Source organism: Agromyces badenianii (genome assembly GCF_003070885.1).
Lineage (GTDB): Bacteria > Actinomycetota > Actinomycetes > Actinomycetales > Microbacteriaceae > Agromyces > Agromyces badenianii.
The window spans coordinates 2532699-2552146 of record NZ_CP028913.1 but is presented as its reverse complement, the minus strand read 5'-3'; the positions used below and the strand labels follow the sequence as shown (position 1 = coordinate 2552146).

Here is a 19448-nt window from a genome sequence, read left to right as displayed (position 1 = left end):
CCGAACAAGGAGCGAAATGACCGACACCATGGATGACGTCCGCGCCGTGCTGATCGACACCCTCGAGCTGCAGCATCGCCCCGAGGACCTCACGCCCGAGACCACGCTGTTCGGGGCTCTTCCCGAGCTCGATTCCTTCGGCGTGGTGCAGCTCGTCGCCGCGATCGAAGACCGCTTCGACATCACGATCGACGATGACGAGTTCGGTGCCGAGCTCTTCGACACGGTCGGCGCGTTGACCGAGTTCGTCGACGCGAAGCTCGCCTCCCGGTAGTCCCATGGGTCCGCACGGCGCGCTCCCGGGTTTCCTCGCCATCAGTCGTGGCGCGGCGCTCGACGGTGCGGTCGGCGATGCGTCGCAGACCGCCCGCATCCTCGCCGGTCCGGCGGAGCTCGCGTACTGGGGCATCGAGCCGCTCGAGCCGGGCTCGTCAGGCTCGCCCGGCTCGTCCAGCTCCTCCGGCTCGTCCGGCGAGGCATCCTTCGCGCTGTCCCAGGTGCGGCGGCGGGCACGCGGTGAAGTCCCCGCCGACGAGATCGCCGGCGCCCTGCGTGATGACCCCCGTGCGCTGGCCCGGTTGCTGCCTCCGTTCGCCGCGGTGCGCGCGAGTGCGGCGGGGGTGTCGATGATCGCCGACTCGATGGGATTCCGGCAGCTCTTCCACAGCACGCCCGGGCACACGGGCACGTCGGTCCTCTCGACTTCGGCGATCCTGGCGGCCCGGGCGGGTCGGGCAGGGCGGACGGCATTCGACTCGACCGCGGTGGCCGTGCAGTCGCTGCTCGGCTGGCAGCTCGGCCAGCGCACCGTGTTCCAGGGCATCGACAAGCTGCCCCCGGGGGCGACGGCCGAGCTGAACGCCGACGGGGTCCGACTCCAGGCCGCCGCCGGCCGTCGCGATGAGGAGCTGTCGATCGACGAGGCCGTCAGCTCGGCCGCCGCACTGCTGCGGACGTCGCTCGAGGCGCTGCTCGACGACCATCCCGACGCGGTGCTGCAGCTCACCGGCGGGCAGGACTCCCGCATCCTCCTGAGTGCGGTGCCGCCGGCCCGCCGCCGCGGCCTTCGGGCGATGACGCTGGGCATCGCGGGGAGCGGCGATGTCGTCGTCGCGTCGGCACTCGCCGCACGAGACGGGCTTCGGCACGAGGTCCACGACCTCGCAGACCTCGCGGGGCTCGAACCGGCCGAGGCCTGGGCGCACGCGCGGGCCGCATCGATCAAGCTCGACGCGATGAGCGATCCGATCGCCCTCGCGGCCCTCACCGTCGCCGAGGGCGCGTTCGACCAGGGCGTGCGCATCTCGGGTCTCGGCGGCGAGGTCGCCCGCGGCTTCTATTACGTCGGGCCCGTGCACGATCGCGCCTACACGCGAGCGGATGTCGCGCAGCTCGCGGCGTGGCGGATGTTCGCGAACGAAGCGGTCGAGCCGGGCATGCTCGATGCGGAATATGCGGAATGGGCCCGTCGGGCTGCGGAAGCCGAGGTGTACGCCGCGATGACCGCCGCCGGAGCCGAGTGGTTCCGCGCGACCGACGAGCTCTACGTTCGGCACCGGATGCAGCGATGGGCCGGAGCCACGGACACCGCCGTCGGGTATCAGCGGGTGGTGCTGAACCCCATGCTCGACGAGCAGTTCATCTCCATCGCATCGCGACTGCGGCCTGACGACAAGGCCCACTCGAGGTTCCTCGCCCGTCTGCAGGTGGAACTCGACCCCGAACTGGGCCGCATCCCGCTGGAGGGCCGACCGGCGCCGGTCTCCTACGCCGATCCGAGTCCGTGGCGACTGACCACCCGCGCGGTGGGCACCGGTCGTCGGGCTGCGAAGAAGGTCGTGCAACGCCTGCGGCGGGGCAACCGGCCCCCGGCCGGAGGTGCCGTGCTCGCCGACAAGGTCGTCGAGCACTGGCGGTCGCATCCCGAACTCGTGTCGGACGCGCCGATCTTCGACTTCGTCCGACGAGACTGGGTCGATTCCATGCTTGGAGGTGATTCACAGCCTCGGCCGAGTTCCGTGGGGTTCCTGACGAACCTCATCGTCGCAGGGGGCTCGACGGACTGAACTGAGGGCGTCGCCATTTTCTTTGAGAACTGCTCAAGTATCCTTGCGCGGGTGGAACACCATCGGGTCTAATTGAGTCCGTGTGCCCCCGTTCGGGGTACCGGCTGCTCAGCACGCGAGTACCTCGGCGACGATCCCAGCGGATCACGCGGCGGCAGATGTGCAGGACCCCAGATTCGAAAAGGACGTTTTATGCGCCGCTCTCATTTCAGAGCACGTCATGTCGCCCCCACACCACGAATGTCCCGTCTCGCCCGCGTGCTTGCAGTCTTCGCGATCGGCGCCGTGCTGATCGCACCGGCTCTGCCATGGGCGCCGACGACTCCCGCCTCGGCAGCGGTCCTGCTCGGCACGGAGCCGACACGTCTCGTCGATCACACCGACAGCGCCGGCGTCGAGGTCGGTACGAAGTTCACTGTCGTCGAGAACGGCACGGCCACCGGCATGCGCTTCTGGAAGGTTCCGGGGGCGACGTCGTCGCACAATGGATCCCTCTGGTCGTCGAACGGCGTCAAGCTCGCGAGCGTGACGTTCAGCGGCGAGACCTCGTCGGGTTGGCAGACCGCCCGGTTCGCCCCGGGTGTGGCCCTGGCGGCCGGCAAGAGCTACGTCGTCTCCTACTACGCCCCCAACGGGCGGTATGCGGCGACGCACGACTACAAGAGCACGAGCACGAGTGCGGCCTTGCGCATCGAGGGCAGCGGCGGGGTGTACGCCTACGGGCGGAGCACGAAGTTCCCGACCCAGACGTACAAGAACAGCCAGTACTGGGTCGACGTCCTGTACGAGCCGGCCGCCGTGAAGCCGACCCCGTCGCCGACGGCAACGCCGACTCCGACGCCGACGGCCACCCCGACTCCGACGGCAACGCCGGCGCCCACGCCGACGCCGACGGCCACTCCGACCCCGACGCCCACTCCGACCCCGACACCGGCTCCGACACCGAAGCCGTCCACCGGATTCCCGTCGGCGGCCAACACCGGAGTGCCCGCGGGCACCGCGCTCACTCCGTACTCCGGCCCGTGCACGATCACGACCGCAGGCACGGTCATCAACGCGAGCACCGTCAACTGCTCGCTCTCGATCCGGGCCCAAGGGGTCGTGATCAGCAATTCGGTGATCAACGGCACCGTGAGCGGCGGAATGGACGGCCGTTCGTCGTTCACGATCACCGACAGCAATGTCAACATCGGCGCCCGCCCGGGCACCGGCATCGGCGACGGCATGTTCACCGCGACGCGCGTGCACGTGACCGGCGGCAACCGCTCGGTCAACTGCGCGCTCGACTGCACGGTCGAGAAGTCGTACCTGCACGGCCAGTTCCGCGACGACACCGGCGTGTACCACGAGTCGGGTGTGCGCATGGGTGCGAACAGCGTGATCCGTGGCAACACGATCGCCTGCGACGCCCCCGACGTTCCGCCGGACGCCGGCTGCTCGGCCGCGCTGACCGGCTACGGCGACTTCGCGGTGGTCGAGAACAACACGATCGACGGGAACCTGTTCATCGCGGGCTCGGGCGGATACTGCGCCTACGGCGGGTCGTCTGCCGGCAAGCCGTACTCCAGCGGAACCAACAACATCAGGTTCACGAACAACGTCTGGCAGCGCGGGAGCAACGGCAAGTGCGGCGCCTTCGGCCCCATCACGTCGTTCGACTCCTCGAAGCCCGGCAACGTGTGGACCAACAACACCTGGGAAGACGGAACGGCGGTTCGCGCAGCGAACTGAGCTACCACTCGACGAGCGCGAGCTCGCTGTAGAGGTAGTCGACCTCCGCTTCTGTACGCGCCCCCCGACTGAGGAACATCCTCGGCCGGGGGGCGCTCACGTCGACGCCGAGCGAGGGTTCGAAACCGAGGACCCGCCGCTCGGCGAGCGTGGCGATCGCACCGTGCCGCAGCAGCAGGTGGGATCGCACCCGGGGCCAGGCGTCGCGGAGCAGCCGGCGGCTGCCGCCGACATGGATCGGCGTCGCGAAGACGGGGATGCCCTTCCGGCGGTCCTTGCGCACGATGAGGTAGCTGTATTCGCCGTCGTCGCCGACGACGACCAGGTGCCGGGCGGCGCCGGCGCGATGGTCCCGGTACACGACGGCGTCCTGCCCGTCGAGCACGCGCTCGATCACCGCCGGGTCATCCGACACGCGGATGCCCCGCCGGCCCGGCGCGGGCAGGTTGAGCGTCAGACGCGTGCGGCCGTCGAGCCGCGCGAAGCCGAGTCGCTCGTTGAGCGCGACGACGTTGCCGCTCGGAGACAGGTCGGTGAAGTCGTATCCGCGTTGCCCGATGATCGCGCGAAGCAGCCGGAAGCTGTGCACCCGATACGGCTCCAGCACGCAGAACGCGGCGAGGTTGCAGACCGGCAACCGCCCGTGGTCGCCCGGGCGCCGCGAGTACACGGCCACGTAGACGCCCACCACGGCCGAGTCGGAGACGAGCTGGAAACCGTGGTTGGGGGAGTCGGTCTCCCAGGGCGGCGACAGGAGCCTCCGCCAGCCGGCGACGGGCACGCGAGTGTTGAGATGCGCATGGAGGAATGCTGCGATGACCTCGGCATCCTCATCGCGGATGGGTCGCAGTTCGACCGAGGCACGATCCATGTTCCGAATCGTACCCGCACCCGTGAGGGCGCCCCGGTATCCTGCTCCTTGAGTCGATGATCAGGGAGGAATCCGATGCCGAGCGTCGTGATCGCCGCGCACAACGAGGAACGGGTTCTGGGGCCCGTCCTCGATGCCGTCCTTCGGCAGGACGTCGTCGACTGGGACGTCATCGTCGTCGCGAACGGCTGCACGGATCGGACTGCGCAGGTGGCGGATCGGCCGGGGGTCACCGTCGTCGACCGGCCGGAGCCGGGTAAGGCCGGAGCGCTCAACGCCGGCGATGCGATCGCGACCGGCTTTCCTCGCATCTACCTCGATGCCGACATCGTCGTGCCCGAGGGCGGCCTCGCGGCGATCCTCGAACGATTCTCCGAGAACCCGGCTGCGCTCGTGGTCGTGCCCCGGCGGCGACTCGACATCGGCGGCCGGCCCTGGCCGGTTCGTGCGTACTTCACCATCAACGAGCGACTCCCGGCGTTCCGCCGCGGTCTCTTCGGCCGTGGCACGATCGCCGTGTCGGAGGCCGGTCGCGCCAGGTTCACGACGTTCCCCGCACTGATCGCCGACGACCTGTTCCTCGACTCCCAGTTCACGGACGGCGAGAAGGTCGAGGCCGGCGACGTCGAAGTCGTCGTCGAAACCCCGTTCACGACCCGTGACCTGCTCCGCCGGCTGGTGCGGGTGCGGCGCGGCAACGCGCAGCTGCGTGCGGCTGCGGCCTCCGGTCAGGTCGACGTGCAGGTGCGCCCGTCCGACCGTTGGGCCTGGCTGCGCGACGTGGTGCTGCCCGCACCGCGGCTCGCGTTCGCCGCCATCCCCTACCTGGCGATCACGGTGACCGCGGCCCTGCTCGCGCGACGTGCGGCGAAGGCCGGCGCCTGGGGGCGTGACGAGAGCACTCGAGGCCGGGCGGGCAGCCCCGTCGAAGGAACCCAGTCGTGACGATCCACGTGTGCTTCCACGGCATCGGAACCCCCGGGCGGGAGCGCGAGCCCGGCGAGGCGCACTACTGGATGGCGCGTGACGTCTTCCATGACGTGCTCGACGTCGTCCAGGCGCATCCTCACGTCCGTCTCAGCTTCGACGACGGAAACCGATCCGACCTCGAGGTCGGCCTCCCCGCATTGCGGGAACGCGGCCTGCGGGCCACCTTCTTCGCGCTCGCCGGGAGACTCGACGATCCGGCGAGCCTCGGCCCGGGCGACCTCCGCGAGTTGCGCGACGCGGGCATGGCGATCGGCAATCACGGGTGGTCGCACGTGCCGTGGCGCGGGCTCGACGACGACGAGGCGCGGCGCGAGCTCCTCGACGCCCGCGAGGCGCTCGCCGAGGCGAGCAGGGGGCCGATCGAGGAGGCGGCATTGCCGCTCGGTCGGTACGACCGGCGACTGCTCGGGCGGCTGAGGCACGCCGGGTACCGCACGGTCTACACGAGCGACCGATTCCCGGCGCGAAGTTCCGCCTGGCTCCAGCCGCGATACAGCGTGACCGAACACGACACGGCGGAGACGATCCGGCAGATCGTCTCGCACTCGCCGGGGCCCCGGGACGCTCGCAATGCGATCGCCAGCATGGTGAAGCGGATTCGCTGATCAGCCCGCCGATTTGAGGCATGATCGGTTTTACGGCCGGTGTCGGTACCCTAGTACCGCGATGACAGGTGGGAGGAGGCGATCGTGACCGTTCGAGAGATTCTGATCGCCATGCTCCGGCACTGGTACATTCCGCTCCTCCTGCTCACCGGCACCGGCCTCCTCACGGTCATGCTGGCCCAAGACGGAGGCATCTACACGACCCGCACGGTCGTCTCGTTCATGCTGCCGGCGGCGACCAGCCTGCAGCCGTCGAACGGAATCAGGGACACGAGCATCATCGCGTTCGCCGGGACCGTCGCCCAAGAGATCAACAACGGCCGCCCGCCGGCGCGGTACTCGACCGACGATGCACCGTTCTACGGCGCCGGAGTCCGCGAGGGCGTGATCGTCGGGCTGCCGAACGCGGGCAACCAGTGGATGCCGTACTATCCCCGAGCCGAGATCGACATCCAGATCGTCGGGCGCACCCGCGAATGGGTCGAGGCGAAGCAGACCGAACTGGTCGACCGGGTGCTGGAGGTCGCCGAGACCCAGCAGTCGGCGGTGGCGGCGCCCGGCTCGCGGATCACGGCCGCCGTCGTCCCCCTCACCCTCAACATCGAGCACGTCGCCGCGACACGAAGCGGCATGGTGTCCGCGGGTGTGGCGATGCTCGCCGCAGCGCTCATCGTGAGCGGGTGGCTCTGCGTGACGGTCGAGCGATGGCGCTCGGCCAGAAGGACCCGGCGGAGGGCGCCCGCAGGGCGCCCCTCCAGCCGACTCTTGGAAGGGCAGACAACGTGAACCTCGCCGAAACCCTACGCGGCCTCTGGAGACGCTGGTACATCGTCTTTCCCGGCATCATCATCGCCGCCTGCGCCGCGTTCGCGGCGTGGTTCCTCGTGAGCCCCGGCTACGAGCGGAGCGCGACGCAGCTGCTCCTCCCCGGTGCGGTCAGCCTGCCCGAGGGCGGAAACCCGTATCTCTTCCTCGGCGGACTCTCCCAGCCCGCGGACGTGCTCGTGCGCGCGGTCGGAGCGGAGAACGTGATCGGCGAGATCACGAAGGAGCATCCCGACGTCGAGGTCGAGATCTTGCGAGACAGCTCCACGTCCGGACCGGTGATCCTCATCACCGTGACCGCGAAGTCGGATGAGGTCGCCGAGGAGGTCTTGGCCGAGCTCGTCGATCGCACGGCGATCGTGCTCGACGAGCTGCAGGAGAGCGAACAGATCCTCCCCGACAATCGCATCACGGTCGTGCCGCTCACGATCGACGACGAGAGCGTGCTGCAGCAGCGCAGCCGAATCGTCGCGAGTGCCGGGGTGGGCGTCGTCATCGCGGTGCTCGCCCTCCTCCTCGCCGCCCTCGTCGATGGGCTCAGCATCCGCGGGCGCCGGCGTCGGGCGGCCGTCGACTGGATGGGTGCCGACCACCCCGACCCCGGAACACCCGGTGGCGGCGATGACGACGACGCAGCGGGGCCGAGCGACGACCATGCGCCGCGTCCCCCTCGAACGTCGGCGAGGTCCCGGCCCGCCGACGACCCCGACGAGTCCGACAGGTCCGACGACTCCGACGGCGACGACGACTCCTCCGTGCTCGAAGGGTGGCCGGCATCGCCCCCCACGCCACGGTCGAGCTGAGGCCGACATGGTGGCACCGGAGGCCCCGTGGCGGCCGGTCCGAGCGCTCGAGCACCAGGGCATCATCGCCTGGCGCGGCGTGGACGCCGTCACGCTCCTGACCGTCTACCTGGTCTTGCTGATGGCGGTGCCCTCGGCGATCAGGATCACGGCGCTCGGCGAACTCGGACGCCCATCGCTCGTGTGGGGCGTCGTGCTGTTCGGCTGGTGGGTCATCTCGCGACTGCAGGCGCAGGCGCTCGACGTGGCGCCGGTATCGCAGCCCATCCGGTTCGCGTTCGTCGCGCTCCTCGTGATCGCGCTCGTGAGCTTCGCCGCCGCGATGCTCCGCGGCCAGCCCGCCGACCAGATCAGCCCGGCCACCACGGCTGTCATCCGTCTGCTGTCGTGGGCCGGCGTGCTGTTCACGGCGATGGACGGCATCCGCACCATGAACGACCTCAAGCGGATGCTCCGCCGGATCGGCATCGCCGCCGGCCTGCTCGCGGGGCTCGGCGTGGCGCAGGCGGTGTCCGGTCAGTCGTTCATCGACTTCTTCGGGTCGATCCCGGGGCTCAGCGGCATCGAGGGCGGTGACGGGAGCGTCGCCGAACGCGGCGGGTTCGCCCGCTCTTCGGGCACCGCGCTGCATCCCCTCGAGTACGCGACGGCGCTGAACGCCGCGTTGCCGTTCGTGATCGCGGCCGGGATCTCGCACGGCTTCCGTTTCGAACGCGGCAAGGGGTCGGTGATCTGGTGGGTGCCGGTGGCGCTCATCGCGATCTCGGCCCTGCTCGGCGTCTCGCGGTCGGCGATCATCGGACTGGCCGTGGCCTCGCTCCTCATGATCCCGGCGTTCCCGCGGCGCGCGCGTGGCTGGGTCATCGGCGGCGGGGCCACGCTCGTCGTCGCCGTGATCGTCGCCGTGCCCGGCCTCTTCTCGCTGACGTCGTCGCTGTTCGTCGGCGCCGCGAACGACCCGAGCACGCAGTCCCGAACCGGCGGCCTCGAGCGCGCCCCCGAGTTCGTGGCGGCCTCGCCCTTCTACGGGGCGGGATTCGGCACGTTCCTGCCGCGGTACTACATCTTCGACAACCAGTGGGTGCTCATCGCGGTCGAGCTCGGGATCCTCGGCGTCCTGGCCTTCGCGGCGGTGATCTTCACGGCCATCTGGAGCGCGATGGTCGCTCGTCGTCAGTCGGGGCAGGCGGATGTGCGCCTGATCGGGCACGCGCTGGCGGCATCCGTGTTCACGGTCGCGCTGCTCTTCGCCTTCTTCGACGGACTGGCCTTCCCGATGGCCGGCGGCCTGCTGTTCCTCATCATCGGCCTGTGCGGCAGCGTCCGAACGATCGGTGCCGCGGATGCGGCGCTCGGTTCGGCCCTCGTTCCAGCGGCGAATCGTCGTCTGAGCTGATCGCGCGGCGCACGCCGATCGAGCAGCGAGCAGCGAGCAGCGAGCAGCGACCAGCGAGCGGCGAGCGGCGAGCCTCAGACGCGGACGCCCCCCAGCCATTCCGGACTCCGCGTCTGGCGGAGGCGCCGCGGACTCAGCAGATCCTGGATCGCCGCCCTGCTCGCCCGCTTGCCGAGCAGCGTCCGCGTCGATTCCCGCACGACGGTCGCAAGCCAGAAGACCGCGGTCGCCGCCGGGCCGTTCCGTGCCCGGAACAGTCGAACCCGGTTGGCGACGAGCAACGACCACTGACGCGGAGAGTCCGCGGACCCGCCCTCGAGGTGGATCGCGGTCGCCCGCGGCTCGTACCAGGTCGCGAAGCCGAGGTCCCTCGCACGCAGGTCGAACTCGGTCTCCTCGGAGTAGAGGAAGTACGACTCGTCCCAGTCGCCGCACGCCGCCCAGCACGCCGAGCTGACGAGCTGCGTCGAACCCTCGGCCCAGTCGGTGCTGCGGGCCGCATCGTAGAGCCGTCGGTCGGTCACGATCTCGCCGAACACGGGCGAGGCGCCGACCCGTTCGGCGCCGACCAGCGCGTCGGCCCATGCCCTCGCGAGCGTCGGCTCTCGCCGCAACGACCAGATCAGTTCGCCTTCGGCGTCGAGCAGTCGAGGCACCGCGATCCCGATCTCGGGCGAGAGTCGGGCGTAGAGCACGGCGAGGCATCCGGCACTCAACCGCACGTCCGCGTTCACGATGAGGTAGGCGTCCCGTGGTCCGGCGGCGCGAACGGCGGCGTTGACGCCCGCGGCGTAGCCGCGGTTCTCGCCCACCTCGACGACCGTGGCATCGGGGGCCCAGCGCTCGAGCTCGGCGATCGTGCCGTCGGCCGAGGCGTTGTCGGCGACGACGAGGTGCCAGTCCGTGCCGATGGCGCCCGCCGCGAGCGATCCGACGAACTCCTCGATGAGGTCGGCGCTGTTGTAGGTGACGACGCAGATGGCGATGCTGGGCTCGGTCATGGCGCGCGTCTCAGACGGGTCGGAGCGGATGCCGGCCGTTCACCGGCGCGATCGAGAGGACTCCGTCGGATTCCTCGTAGCGCTCCCCGGTGCGCGGGCAGATCCACTGGTCGCCGCCGTCATGCCGCAGCGGCACACCCGCCGTGCCGACCCAGCCGACTCTGCGGGCGGGCACGCCGACCATGAGCGCGTAGTCCGGCACGTCGTGCACCACGACCGCCCCGGCCGCGACGAGGGCCCATTGACCGATCGTGATCGGAGCGACGCAGACGGCGCGGGCGCCGATGGAGGCCCCGCGGCGCACGGTCACGCCGACGCTGTTCCAGTCGTCGGAGGTCTTGGCGGTTCCATCGGGATTGACCGCGCGCGGGTACTCGTCGTTGGTGAGCACGACCGCGGGGCCGATGAAGACGCCGTCCTCGAGGAAGGCGGGTTCGTAGACGAGGGCGTCGTTCTGCACCTTGCAGCGGTCGCCGACGACGACGCCGGGCCCGATGTACACGCCCCGACCGATGGTGCACTGTTCGCCGATCACCGCGCGCTCGCGGATCTGGGTCAGGTGCCAGACGGTCGTGCCGTCGCCGATCGAGCAGTCGGGGTCGATCTGGGCGCTCGCCGCGACGCGCACTTCCGGCTCGTGATCGAGGTTCACGTCATCAGGCATCGCCGGCATGATCGGGAGGCTCCTTCGGCGGGATTCGGGTGTCCGACGCCGTTCGGCGCATGGACCGATGGCTGCTTCGAGCGACGATACGCGGAATGCCGTCGTTCCACCTCCCCCAAAGCGGGTCACCCTCAGAGTGGGGATGCCGCGCGCGGCCCGTTGGCACGAAGCTGGAGGATGGCAGGGATCGTGCCGCGCGCCGATCGCTGCCAGGGGCGACGCGAGACGAGGCGAATGTTGGAACTGGAACGTCCGCGATGGCTGCGCTGGGCGCTCATCGGGTACGTCGTGCTCGCCGCCCTCCTGCTCCTCCTTCCGGTCTCCTTCGGCGGCTCGGTCGGGGCGATCGGGCTGTGGGCTCGCGAGCAGCTGGGATGGCTCGGCATTCGAGACGGCATGATCGAGTTCGCCGCCAACGTCGCCCTCTTCGTTCCGATCGGGGTGATCCTGGGTCTCGCAGTGCGTCGATTCTGGCTCGGATTCACCCTCGCCGTCGCCTTCTCGGCCGGTGCCGAGCTGGTGCAGGTGTTCCTCCCGTCGCGTGTGGCGAGCCTTCGCGACGTCGTGGCCAATGTGCTGGGAGCCGTCGTCGGCACGTTCATCGCCGCCATCATCACCGCCGTGCGACGATCGAGGGCCGAGGCCCGCACCGGTGTCGGAGCGGCAACGGATGCTTCGCGGTGAGCGACATCGACGAGCTCCTCATCATCGGGGCGGGCATCGTGGGTCTCGCCACGGCCCGCGCCGTGCTCGAGCGCACTCCGGACGCGAAGATCACGATCCTCGAGAAGGCCGACGCCGTCGCGACCGGACAGACGGGCCACAATTCCGGGGTCGTGCATGCGGGCCTCTACTACGCACCCGGTTCCCTGAAGGCCGAACTCTGTCGCGAGGGCCGGCTCGCGACGATCGAGTTCTGCGAGGCGAACGGCGTTCCGCTCGGCCGCATCGGCAAGCTCGTCGTCGCGACCGACGAGTTGGAGGTCGAGCGCCTGGGCGCGCTCGCCGCTCGAGCCGCCGCGAACGGCATCGAGATCGAGCGCATCGGTGCCGAGGCCCTCTCCGAGCTCGAGCCGAACATCAGCGGTCGCGCCGCCGTGCTGTCGCCCGGAACTGGCATCGTCGATTACGGTCTCGTCGCGCGAACCATGCAGGCCCAGCTCGAGGCGTCGGGCGTGCGCGTGGTCTTCGGCGCCGACGTCGTGTCGATCGACGAACGCAGCGGGGCGGGCGGCGGCGAGGTGCGCGTCCGCACGGCCGACGGCGCCGAGTACCGTGCCGAGCGGCTGGTCGCGTGTGCCGGCCTGCAGGCCGACCGCATCGCCCGGCTCGGCGGGCTTCCAGCCGACTTCCGGATCATCCCGTTCCGCGGGGAGTACTTCGAGCTCGACGGGCGAGCCGAGCTCGTGCGACACCTGATCTACCCCGTGCCCGACCCGTCGATGCCCTTCCTCGGCGTGCATCTCAGCCCGACGATCGACGGCCGCATCACCGTGGGGCCGAACGCGGTGCTCGGCTTCGCCCGCGAGGGCTACCGGCGGGGCGCGATCTCGCCGGCCGATACGTTCGACTACCTCCGGTACCCGGGGTTCTGGCGCATGGCGGTTCGCCACCGTCGCGCCGCGGTGGTCGAGGCACGCAACTCGCTGTTGCGCCGGAGCTACCTCGCAGAGTGCCGTCGCTATGCGCCAGAGCTGCGCCTCGACGACCTCGGCGAACGGTTCGCCGGCGTTCGGGCGCAGGCCGTGCGCCGTGACGGCACGCTCGTGGAGGACTTCCTCTTCGAGCGCACGGCCCGGCAACTGCACGTCTGCAATGCGCCGTCACCGGCGGCGACGTCGGCGATTCCGATCGGCCGCCTCATCGCCGAGCGACTGGTGGAGCAGGCGGCCTGACCCGCCGGCTCGCGCTCGGCCGCGGGGCGGCGCCGCTCTGGTACGCGCCGACCGTCTAGTACGCGCCGACCGGCCGAACGACCACGCGCACCGTGCGCCAGATGAGCATGAGGTCGCCGGTGAGCGACCAGTTCTCGACGTAGTAGAGGTCGAGCCGCACGCTCTCGTCCCAATCGAGGTCCGACCGGCCGCTTACCTGCCAGAGCCCCGTGAGGCCCGGCTTGATGAGCAGTCTGCGGTGCACGTGCTCGGCGTATCCGTTGACCTCTTCCGCGAGCGGCGGCCGGGGCCCGACCATGCTCATGTCACCCCGCAGCACGTTCCAGAGCTGGGGGAGCTCGTCGAGCGAGTGCTTCCGCAGGAAGCGCCCGGTGCGGGTGACCCTGGGGTCGTCCTTGAGCTTGAACAGCAGGCCTGATGCCTCGTTCCGCTCGAGGAGTTCGGCCCGCACCCGATCGGCGTCGGGGATCATCGAGCGGAACTTCATGAGCTTGAACGTCTTGCCGTCGCGGCCGACGCGCTCCTGCGTGTAGAGGATCGAACCCGGACCATCGAGCCTGATCGCCAGTGCGATGCCGATCAGCACGGGTGCGATCGCGAGGAGGCCGAGCGCGGAGGCGAAGATGTCGAACCCGCGCTTGAGCGCGTGCTTGCCCCCGTCGAACTGGGGGATCTCGACCTGGATGAGCGGCAGGCCGTCGATCGGCCGGAAGTGGATGCGCGGGCCGGCGACGTCCGTCAGTCGACTCGAGAGCACGAGGTCGGCCCGAGTGCCCTCGAGCTGCCAGCTGAGCCGGCGCACGTAGTCGTCTTCGTCACGGGTGAGGCCCGCGAGGATCACCGCGTCGGCGCCGAGGTCCCGTGCGCTCTGCGCGACCTCGTCGAGGCCCGCGACGATCGGAACGCGCTCGCCGCCGGCATCGATGAAGGACTGGCCGGGGGCGTCGATGGCGGCGCCCACGACGTGGTAGCCCGCGCCTGAGCGTTCGAGGATCTGCCGGGCCACGTACTCGACCTCTCGCCGGGAGCCGGCGATGATCGCGCGCGAGAGGTAGTCGCCGCGGTCCCGGCGGCGCAGCAGCCACTTGCGCCACAGCCAGCGGTCGATCAGGATGCCGAGGAGGCCGATCGGAAGCGCCACGAGCACGAACGACCGTGCGAACTCGACTCGGGTGATGACGAAGACGAGCGCGAGCAGGCCGAAGGCGAGCGCGGTGGAGTTCGCGACCTGACGGTATTCGGAGGCCCCCATGCCGAGCACCCGTTCGTCGCGAGTGTGCGCGGCCGCGAGGAAGGTCAACCAGGTGGCGACCGTGAACGCGGCGATGACACCGAACGCGAGCGGCGAGGCGGTTGCCGCGGGTTCGAACACGATGGCGGCGCCGAGTGACACGACGACGCTCGCGACGACCACGATCGCGTCGGTGATGACGAGCCGGGTCCTGAACCGGCGATCCCACGCGGTGGGCTCGATGGCCGCCTCGCTGACACGGCGCAGCCGCGGCGGGGCCTCCACGTCTCCGAGTTCCCGCGATCGCCACTGGGCGCGTCCGCGCTGGGCCGGCGCACGCCGGGACGGGATCGCGCGGGTGGAGGTCATCGGATGCCCCCGCGACTCTGCCGCAGCAGGGAACGGGTTCGGGCACGTCGGATTCGGGGCGAAGACGGCCGAAAATGCCGTCGCTGAAGCGAATCGCTCACGGGTATCCACCTGCATTTCGGGTATGCGTTGGGCGCTATCGGGTACTGCGAGGCGTCGGGCCCTGGGTAAGGAGTTCCGACCGAGCATGAGCATTGCTCGTCCCGCAGTTGCGAGACTACGAGTGATCGCGCGAGCGCAGCAGCCCCCTTTCGGGGTCTCCCCCGATCGGGGGGTGGTTTCACCCGCGGCTCACCCCGCGGCTCAGCCGGTTGCGACGCTCGCCCGACGGCCCCGACGGCCGCGACGGCTCCCGCCGGAGGACGCGAGCACGACGATGCCCGCGGCGAGCACGAGGAGGCCGAGCAGCGCTCCGGGCGTGAGCGCCTCGCCGAGCAGGGCGACGCCGAGGATGGCGGCGGTCAGCGGCTCGGCGAGCGTCAGGGTCGAGACCGTGGCCGGCGCGAGACCGCCGAGCCCGTAGCCGAAGAGCAGGTAGGCGACGGTCGTCGTGACGAGCCCGAGCCAGAGCGCCATCGCGAGGCCGGGGCCGGTCGCGAGCCACGAGGCATCCGTCGCCGCGAAGACCGGGATGCTGAAGAGCGCTGCCGTGCCGAAGAGCGCACCCATGCTCGAGGAGCTGCTCCAGCCGCGATCGAGCAGCGCCTTCGCCGCGAGGGTGTAGACCGCGTACGAGGCGCCGGCGCCGAGCGAGGCGGCGAGGCCGAGCGGCTCGGACCCGACCGACCCGCCTTCACCGCCACCGGTGGCGGCGGCGAGGATGCCGACGCCGACGGTCGCGATCGCCGTCGCGATCGCCCAGCGGTGCCCGGGATACCGGCGTCGGATCGCCCAGTCGAGCGCGCCCGTGATGACGGGCGCCGAACCGAGCGCGACGACCGTGCCGACGGCCACCCCGTTCGCGGCGGTGCCGGCGAAGAAGGCGGGCTGATAGGCGAGCACGCCCGCGGCGCCGATGGCGACGAGCAGCCAGGCGGGCAGCGGATGCCGCGTGCCGACGCCGGGCGCCGGCGCGGCGGGTGTCCCGGCCGCACCGTGCCGGCGTCCGGCGAAGTGCAGGATCAGCGCGACGAGCCCGAGGGCGCCGCCGCCGATCAGGATGCGAGCGGCGCCGACCGAGGCGGCGCTCGCCTCGGGGCCGAGCGCCTGCGCGGTGCCCGTGGTGCCGAAGCAGACGGCCGCGAGCAGCACGGCGGTCACGAATCGCATGGCATATTGTTACACAATCCGCGTGCCGACGTCTCTCGCCCGCCACCCTCCCGCCCATCGGAACGCTGTGCGAGACTCGATCCGGGGCGGGTCGAACGGGGGCGTCGATGGGTGATGAGCAGCTCGCAGCGCAGCAGGCCGTGACGGATCCGGGCCGCGGCCTCACCGCCGCCGACGTCGAGGCCCGCGTGCGCGACGGCCGGGCGAACGTCGCCGACGACGCGTCGAGTCGCAGCATCTGGAGCATCCTCCGGGCCAACGTCTTCACCCTCTTCAACGGCATCGTCGTCACCGGGTTCCTGCTCCTCCTGATCCTCGGCCGCTGGCAGGACGCGCTCTTCGGCATCGCGGCGATCACGAACGCGGCGATCGGCGTCGTGCAGGAGTATCGGGCCAAGCGCGCCCTCGACCGGCTCGCCCTGCTGCATGCGCCGCGCGCCCGCGTCGTGCGCGACGGCGTCGAGGGCGAGATCGACGTGCGCGGAGTGGTCGAAGACGACGTGCTCGTGCTGCGCTCGGGCGACCAGGTCACGGCCGACGGCCGGCTCGTCGACGGCGTGCGCCTCGAGGTCGACGAGTCGCTGCTCACGGGCGAATCCGAACCCATCGACAAGGCGCCGGGCGACCGGGTGCTCTCGGGTTCGATCGTCGTCGGCGGGCAGGGCCGGGCGATCGTCACCGACGTCGGCGATGCCGCCTACGCATCGAAGCTCACCGCCGAGGCGAAGCGGTTCTCGCTCGTCGGCTCCGAGCTCCGCAGCTCGATCGACCGCATCCTGAAGTGGATCGCTTGGGCGATCTTCCCGATCATGATCATCGTCGTGAACGCCAACATGGTGGCTGCGGGCGGCTGGAGCCGCGCCATCGAGACAGGGCAATGGCGCGACGCGGCCGTGGCATCCGTCGCCGCCGTGATCGCGATGATCCCGCTCGGCCTCGTGCTCATGACGAGCATCGCCTTCGCCTTCGGCGCCGTGAAGCTCGGTTCGCACAACGTGCTCGTGCAGGAGCTGCCGGCCGTCGAGGGCCTCGCCCGGGTCGACCTCATCTGCCTCGACAAGACCGGCACGCTCACGAGCGGCGAGGTTCGCTTCGACGGCGTGCACCCGCTCGACGATGCCCAGCCCGCGGGCTGGCGGCTCGCGTTGGCCTGGAACGGCGCGGAGCCCGACGCGAATGCGACGGCGCGCAGTCTGCGCGACGAGTTCCCGCTCGCGGCACCGCTCGAGGCGGCCTCCCGCATCGAGTTCTCCTCGGCGCGCAAGTGGAGCGCGGTCGCCTTCGGCGAGGGGGCCGGCGCCCCGGGCACGTGGGTGCTCGGCGCCCCCGAGTTCGTGCTGCGCGATGCGGCTTCGGCGGATGCCGCGGCATCCGCTGCCCTCGAACGCGCCGGTGCGCTCGCCGAATCGGGGCGGCGCACGTTGCTGCTCGCGCACGCCCCCGACCCGCTCGGCGAAGCGGATGCCGAGGCCGCCCGCCTGCCCCATGGGCTCACGCCCGTCGCGCTGTTGACGTTCCGCGAGGCCGTGCGCGACGACGCTGCCGAGACGCTCCGCTACTTCGCTCAGGAGGGCGTGGCGGTGCGCATCATCTCGGGCGACAACCCGCGCACGGTCGCCGCGGTCGCCCGCGAGGTCGGCCTCGACGCCGGCGACGGGTTCGACGCGCGTGAGCTCCCCGACGACCCCGACGAGCTCGGCGAGGTGCTCGAGCAGCACCTCGTCTTCGGCCGGGTCACTCCCGTGCAGAAGCGCGAGATGGTGCGTGCGCTGCGCGCTCGGGGCCACACCGTCGCGATGACGGGCGACGGGGTCAACGACGCGCTCGCGATCAAGGAGGCCGACATCGGCATCGCGATGGAGTCGGGTTCGGCGGCGACGAAGGCGGTCTCGCGCATCGTGCTGCTCGACAGCAGGTTCTCGCACATGCCGGGCGTCGTCGTCGAGGGGCGCCGGGTGATCGCGAACATCGAACGGGTCTCGATGCTCTTCCTCTCCAAGACCGCGTATGCGATCGCGATGGCGGTGATCTTCGGCGTCCTGCTCTGGCCGTTCCCGTTCCTGCCGCGACAGCTGTCGGTGACCGACGGGCTGACGATCGGCATCCCCGCGTTCCTCCTCGCCCTGCTGCCGAACGCGAGACGCTACGTGCCGGGGTTCCTGCGTCGGTCGCTGTCGTTCGCCGTTCCGGCGGGACTCGTCGTCGCCGTCGCCATCGCGGTCGTCTCGGGACACGCCCGCGCGCTCGGCTTCGAGGAGGCGGTCGTGCGCACGGCCTGCACGATCACGCTCGCCCTGATCGGACTCTGGATCCTCGCGGTGCTCTCGCGCCCGTTCACGTGGATCAAGACCGGGGTGCTCGCGGCCATGGTCGTGGGGCTCGTGCTCGTGACGACCGTGCCCATCGCGGTGCAGTTCCTCGAGTTCGAGCCGCTGCCGGTCGAGACGCTCGTCGATCTGGCGATCGTCGTGCCGATCTCGTGGATCCTCATCGAGGCGATCGGGTTCTGGCATCGCCGCCGGTTCGGCACGGCCTCGGAGATCGCAGAGCCCGAGCGTCGCAGGCGGCACGCCGGAGGCCGATAAGCTCGCGGATGTCGCGAGCGCGCTGCGGCGACGATGCCGCGCGCCATGCGACATCCGTCGACCCGAAACGGAAAGGCCCTCCTGTGCGCGCCGTGCTCTTCAACGCCTTCGGCGAGAACCCCGAACTCGTGGAGGTGCCGGAGCCCGAATGCCCGCCGCGCGGCGCGGTCATCCGGGTGCGTGCGACCGGCGTCTGCCGCAGCGACTGGCACGCCTGGATGGGCCACGACGACACGGTGTCGCTGCCGCACGTGCCGGGGCACGAGTTCGCGGGCGAGATCGCCGTGCTCGGCTCGGAGCTCGCCGCCGATTCCGGCTGGGCCGTCGGCGACCGGGTCACGGCACCGTTCATCTGCGCGTGCGGGCGCTGCGAGGAGTGCCGCTCCGGCAACGAACAGGTCTGCGACGCGCAGTCGCAGCCCGGGTTCACCCACTGGGGGTCGTTCGCCGAGTACGTCGCGATCGACGAGGCCGAGTTGAACCTGATCCGCCTGCCCGACTCGCTCGGCTTCGTCGAGGCGGCCTCGCTCGGCTGCCGGTTCGCGACCGCCTACCGGGCCATCGTCTCGCGCAGCCGTCTCGCGCCCGGCGAGCAGATCGCGGTGCACGGATGCGGCGGGGTGGGCCTCTCGGCCATCATGATCGCCGTCGCGGCCGGCGTGAAGGTCTACGGCGTCGACGTGTCGGATGCCGCGCTCGCCGCAGCGAAGGGCCTCGGCGCCGTGCCCGTGCAGGGCGGCGAGGGGGCGGCCGAGCGCATCCTCGAGGCCTCCGGCGGCGGGGTGGATGTCTCGGTCGACGCGTTCGGCTCGACGGAGACGTCGTTCGCGTCGGTGCGCAGCCTCAAGAAGCGCGGGCGGCACGTGCAGATCGGGCTCATGGTCGGCGACTCCGCGCTCGCCGCGATGCCGATGGACGCCGTGATCGCCGGCGAGCTCGAGATCCTCGGCAGCCACGGCATGGCGGCCCACGAGTACCCGTTCATGCTGAGCGCCGTCGCGTCGGGCGACTTCCGCCCGATCGAGCTCGTCGGGCGTCGCATCACGCTCGACGAGGTGCCGACGGCGCTCGCCGCGATGGGCAAGGCCGGGGGAGCAGGCTCGGGCATGACGGTGGTCGAGCTGTAGCACCAACGGCGAACGGGCCC

Annotated in this window: 17 protein-coding genes; 12 read left to right on the top strand and 5 right to left on the bottom strand. The window is 70.8% G+C overall.

The window, feature by feature from the left end:
- Nucleotides 1–16: 16 nt before the first annotated feature.
- From DCE93_RS12110 to DCE93_RS12100, 3 genes are all read left to right on the top strand, one after another.
- On the top strand, nucleotides 17–274 hold the full coding sequence (locus DCE93_RS12110; RefSeq protein ID WP_108596099.1) for an acyl carrier protein: 258 nt from the start codon (nucleotides 17–19) through the stop codon (nucleotides 272–274).
- Nucleotides 275–278: 4 nt separating this feature from the next.
- Nucleotides 279–2066, top strand: a complete 1788-nt coding sequence (locus tag DCE93_RS12105; protein WP_108596098.1) for an asparagine synthetase B family protein — start codon at nucleotides 279–281, stop codon at nucleotides 2064–2066.
- Nucleotides 2067–2306: 240 nt separating this feature from the next.
- Nucleotides 2307–3797, top strand: coding sequence for a DUF4082 domain-containing protein (locus DCE93_RS12100; RefSeq protein WP_168186223.1), 1491 nt, complete (start codon nucleotides 2307–2309; stop codon nucleotides 3795–3797).
- A 1-nt stretch (nucleotide 3798) separates the two neighbouring features.
- On the opposite strand, the gene DCE93_RS12095 is transcribed toward DCE93_RS12100, so the two are convergent.
- On the bottom strand, nucleotides 3799–4668 hold the full coding sequence (locus tag DCE93_RS12095) for a hypothetical protein (protein ID WP_205647432.1): 870 nt from the start codon (nucleotides 4666–4668) through the stop codon (nucleotides 3799–3801).
- Between the two features lie 75 nt (nucleotides 4669–4743).
- Between DCE93_RS12095 and DCE93_RS12090 the strand changes: the two genes are divergently transcribed.
- From DCE93_RS12090 to DCE93_RS12075, 5 genes are all read left to right on the top strand, one after another.
- Nucleotides 4744–5613 (top strand): glycosyltransferase family 2 protein, encoded by an 870-nt coding sequence (locus DCE93_RS12090; protein ID WP_108596096.1) that lies wholly within the window; start codon nucleotides 4744–4746, stop codon nucleotides 5611–5613.
- A complete protein-coding gene (locus tag DCE93_RS12085) occupies nucleotides 5610–6263 on the top strand; it encodes a polysaccharide deacetylase family protein (RefSeq protein ID WP_244284165.1) in 654 nt (217 codons plus the stop codon). The genes DCE93_RS12090 and DCE93_RS12085 overlap by 4 nt, the downstream gene beginning before the upstream one ends.
- A gap of 84 nt (nucleotides 6264–6347) precedes the next feature.
- Nucleotides 6348–7049, top strand: a complete 702-nt coding sequence (locus DCE93_RS12080) for a hypothetical protein (RefSeq protein ID WP_108596095.1) — start codon at nucleotides 6348–6350, stop codon at nucleotides 7047–7049.
- Nucleotides 7046–7891: a hypothetical protein gene (locus tag DCE93_RS14645; protein WP_168186222.1), complete on the top strand. Its 846-nt coding sequence runs from the start codon at nucleotides 7046–7048 to the stop codon at nucleotides 7889–7891. The genes DCE93_RS12080 and DCE93_RS14645 overlap by 4 nt, the downstream gene beginning before the upstream one ends.
- 7 nt (nucleotides 7892–7898) lie before the next feature.
- Nucleotides 7899–9287 carry an O-antigen ligase family protein gene (locus DCE93_RS12075; RefSeq protein ID WP_168186221.1) on the top strand — a complete coding sequence of 463 codons (1389 nt, stop codon included), beginning with the start codon at nucleotides 7899–7901 and terminating at the stop codon, nucleotides 9285–9287.
- A 74-nt stretch (nucleotides 9288–9361) separates the two neighbouring features.
- Here the strand turns inward: DCE93_RS12075 and DCE93_RS12070 are convergent, their stop codons facing one another.
- Together DCE93_RS12070 and DCE93_RS12065 are read right to left on the bottom strand one after the other, a co-directional pair.
- Nucleotides 9362–10288, bottom strand: a complete 927-nt coding sequence (locus DCE93_RS12070; RefSeq protein WP_108596093.1) for a glycosyltransferase family 2 protein — start codon at nucleotides 10286–10288, stop codon at nucleotides 9362–9364.
- Nucleotides 10289–10298: 10 nt separating this feature from the next.
- The gene (locus DCE93_RS12065; protein WP_108596758.1) at nucleotides 10299–10952 is read right to left on the bottom strand and encodes an acyltransferase; all 654 of its coding nucleotides are present in this window, start codon (nucleotides 10950–10952) and stop codon (nucleotides 10299–10301) included.
- A 234-nt stretch (nucleotides 10953–11186) separates the two neighbouring features.
- Between DCE93_RS12065 and DCE93_RS12060 the strand changes: the two genes are divergently transcribed.
- Nucleotides 11187–11636 (top strand): VanZ family protein, encoded by a 450-nt coding sequence (locus tag DCE93_RS12060; protein WP_168186220.1) that lies wholly within the window; start codon nucleotides 11187–11189, stop codon nucleotides 11634–11636.
- On the top strand, nucleotides 11633–12847 hold the full coding sequence (gene lhgO / locus DCE93_RS12055) for an L-2-hydroxyglutarate oxidase (RefSeq protein WP_338027575.1): 1215 nt from the start codon (nucleotides 11633–11635) through the stop codon (nucleotides 12845–12847). The genes DCE93_RS12060 and lhgO overlap by 4 nt, the downstream gene beginning before the upstream one ends.
- A gap of 55 nt (nucleotides 12848–12902) precedes the next feature.
- On the opposite strand, the gene DCE93_RS12050 is transcribed toward lhgO, so the two are convergent.
- A complete protein-coding gene (locus DCE93_RS12050; RefSeq protein ID WP_108596091.1) occupies nucleotides 12903–14447 on the bottom strand; it encodes a sugar transferase in 1545 nt (514 codons plus the stop codon).
- 303 nt (nucleotides 14448–14750) lie between these two features.
- On the bottom strand, nucleotides 14751–15716 hold the full coding sequence (locus DCE93_RS12045) for an EamA family transporter (protein WP_108596090.1): 966 nt from the start codon (nucleotides 15714–15716) through the stop codon (nucleotides 14751–14753).
- A 107-nt stretch (nucleotides 15717–15823) separates the two neighbouring features.
- On the opposite strand from DCE93_RS12045, the gene DCE93_RS12040 reads away from it, so the two are divergent.
- A complete protein-coding gene (locus tag DCE93_RS12040) occupies nucleotides 15824–18301 on the top strand; it encodes an HAD-IC family P-type ATPase (protein WP_108596089.1) in 2478 nt (825 codons plus the stop codon).
- Nucleotides 18302–18384: 83 nt separating this feature from the next.
- Complete coding sequence (locus tag DCE93_RS12035) at nucleotides 18385–19428, top strand: zinc-dependent alcohol dehydrogenase family protein (RefSeq protein ID WP_108596088.1); 1044 nt, start codon at nucleotides 18385–18387, stop codon at nucleotides 19426–19428.
- Nucleotides 19429–19448 lie beyond the last annotated feature (20 nt).

Coding starts and splice junctions, on each gene's coding strand:
- DCE93_RS12040 (WP_108596089.1), top strand. CDS start 15,824: ATGGGTGATGAGCAGCTCGCAGCGCAGCAGGCCGTGACGGATCCGGGC.
- DCE93_RS12070 (WP_108596093.1), bottom strand. CDS start 10,288: ATGACCGAGCCCAGCATCGCCATCTGCGTCGTCACCTACAACAGCGCC.
- DCE93_RS12050 (WP_108596091.1), bottom strand. CDS start 14,447: ATGACCTCCACCCGCGCGATCCCGTCCCGGCGTGCGCCGGCCCAGCGC.
- DCE93_RS12060 (WP_168186220.1), top strand. CDS start 11,187: ATGTTGGAACTGGAACGTCCGCGATGGCTGCGCTGGGCGCTCATCGGG.
- DCE93_RS12100 (WP_168186223.1), top strand. CDS start 2,307: ATGTCCCGTCTCGCCCGCGTGCTTGCAGTCTTCGCGATCGGCGCCGTG.
- DCE93_RS12105 (WP_108596098.1), top strand. CDS start 279: ATGGGTCCGCACGGCGCGCTCCCGGGTTTCCTCGCCATCAGTCGTGGC.
- DCE93_RS12090 (WP_108596096.1), top strand. CDS start 4,744: ATGCCGAGCGTCGTGATCGCCGCGCACAACGAGGAACGGGTTCTGGGG.
- DCE93_RS12065 (WP_108596758.1), bottom strand. CDS start 10,952: ATGCCTGATGACGTGAACCTCGATCACGAGCCGGAAGTGCGCGTCGCG.
- DCE93_RS12045 (WP_108596090.1), bottom strand. CDS start 15,716: ATGCGATTCGTGACCGCCGTGCTGCTCGCGGCCGTCTGCTTCGGCACC.
- DCE93_RS12110 (WP_108596099.1), top strand. CDS start 17: ATGACCGACACCATGGATGACGTCCGCGCCGTGCTGATCGACACCCTC.
- DCE93_RS12075 (WP_168186221.1), top strand. CDS start 7,899: ATGGTGGCACCGGAGGCCCCGTGGCGGCCGGTCCGAGCGCTCGAGCAC.
- DCE93_RS12095 (WP_205647432.1), bottom strand. CDS start 4,668: ATGGATCGTGCCTCGGTCGAACTGCGACCCATCCGCGATGAGGATGCC.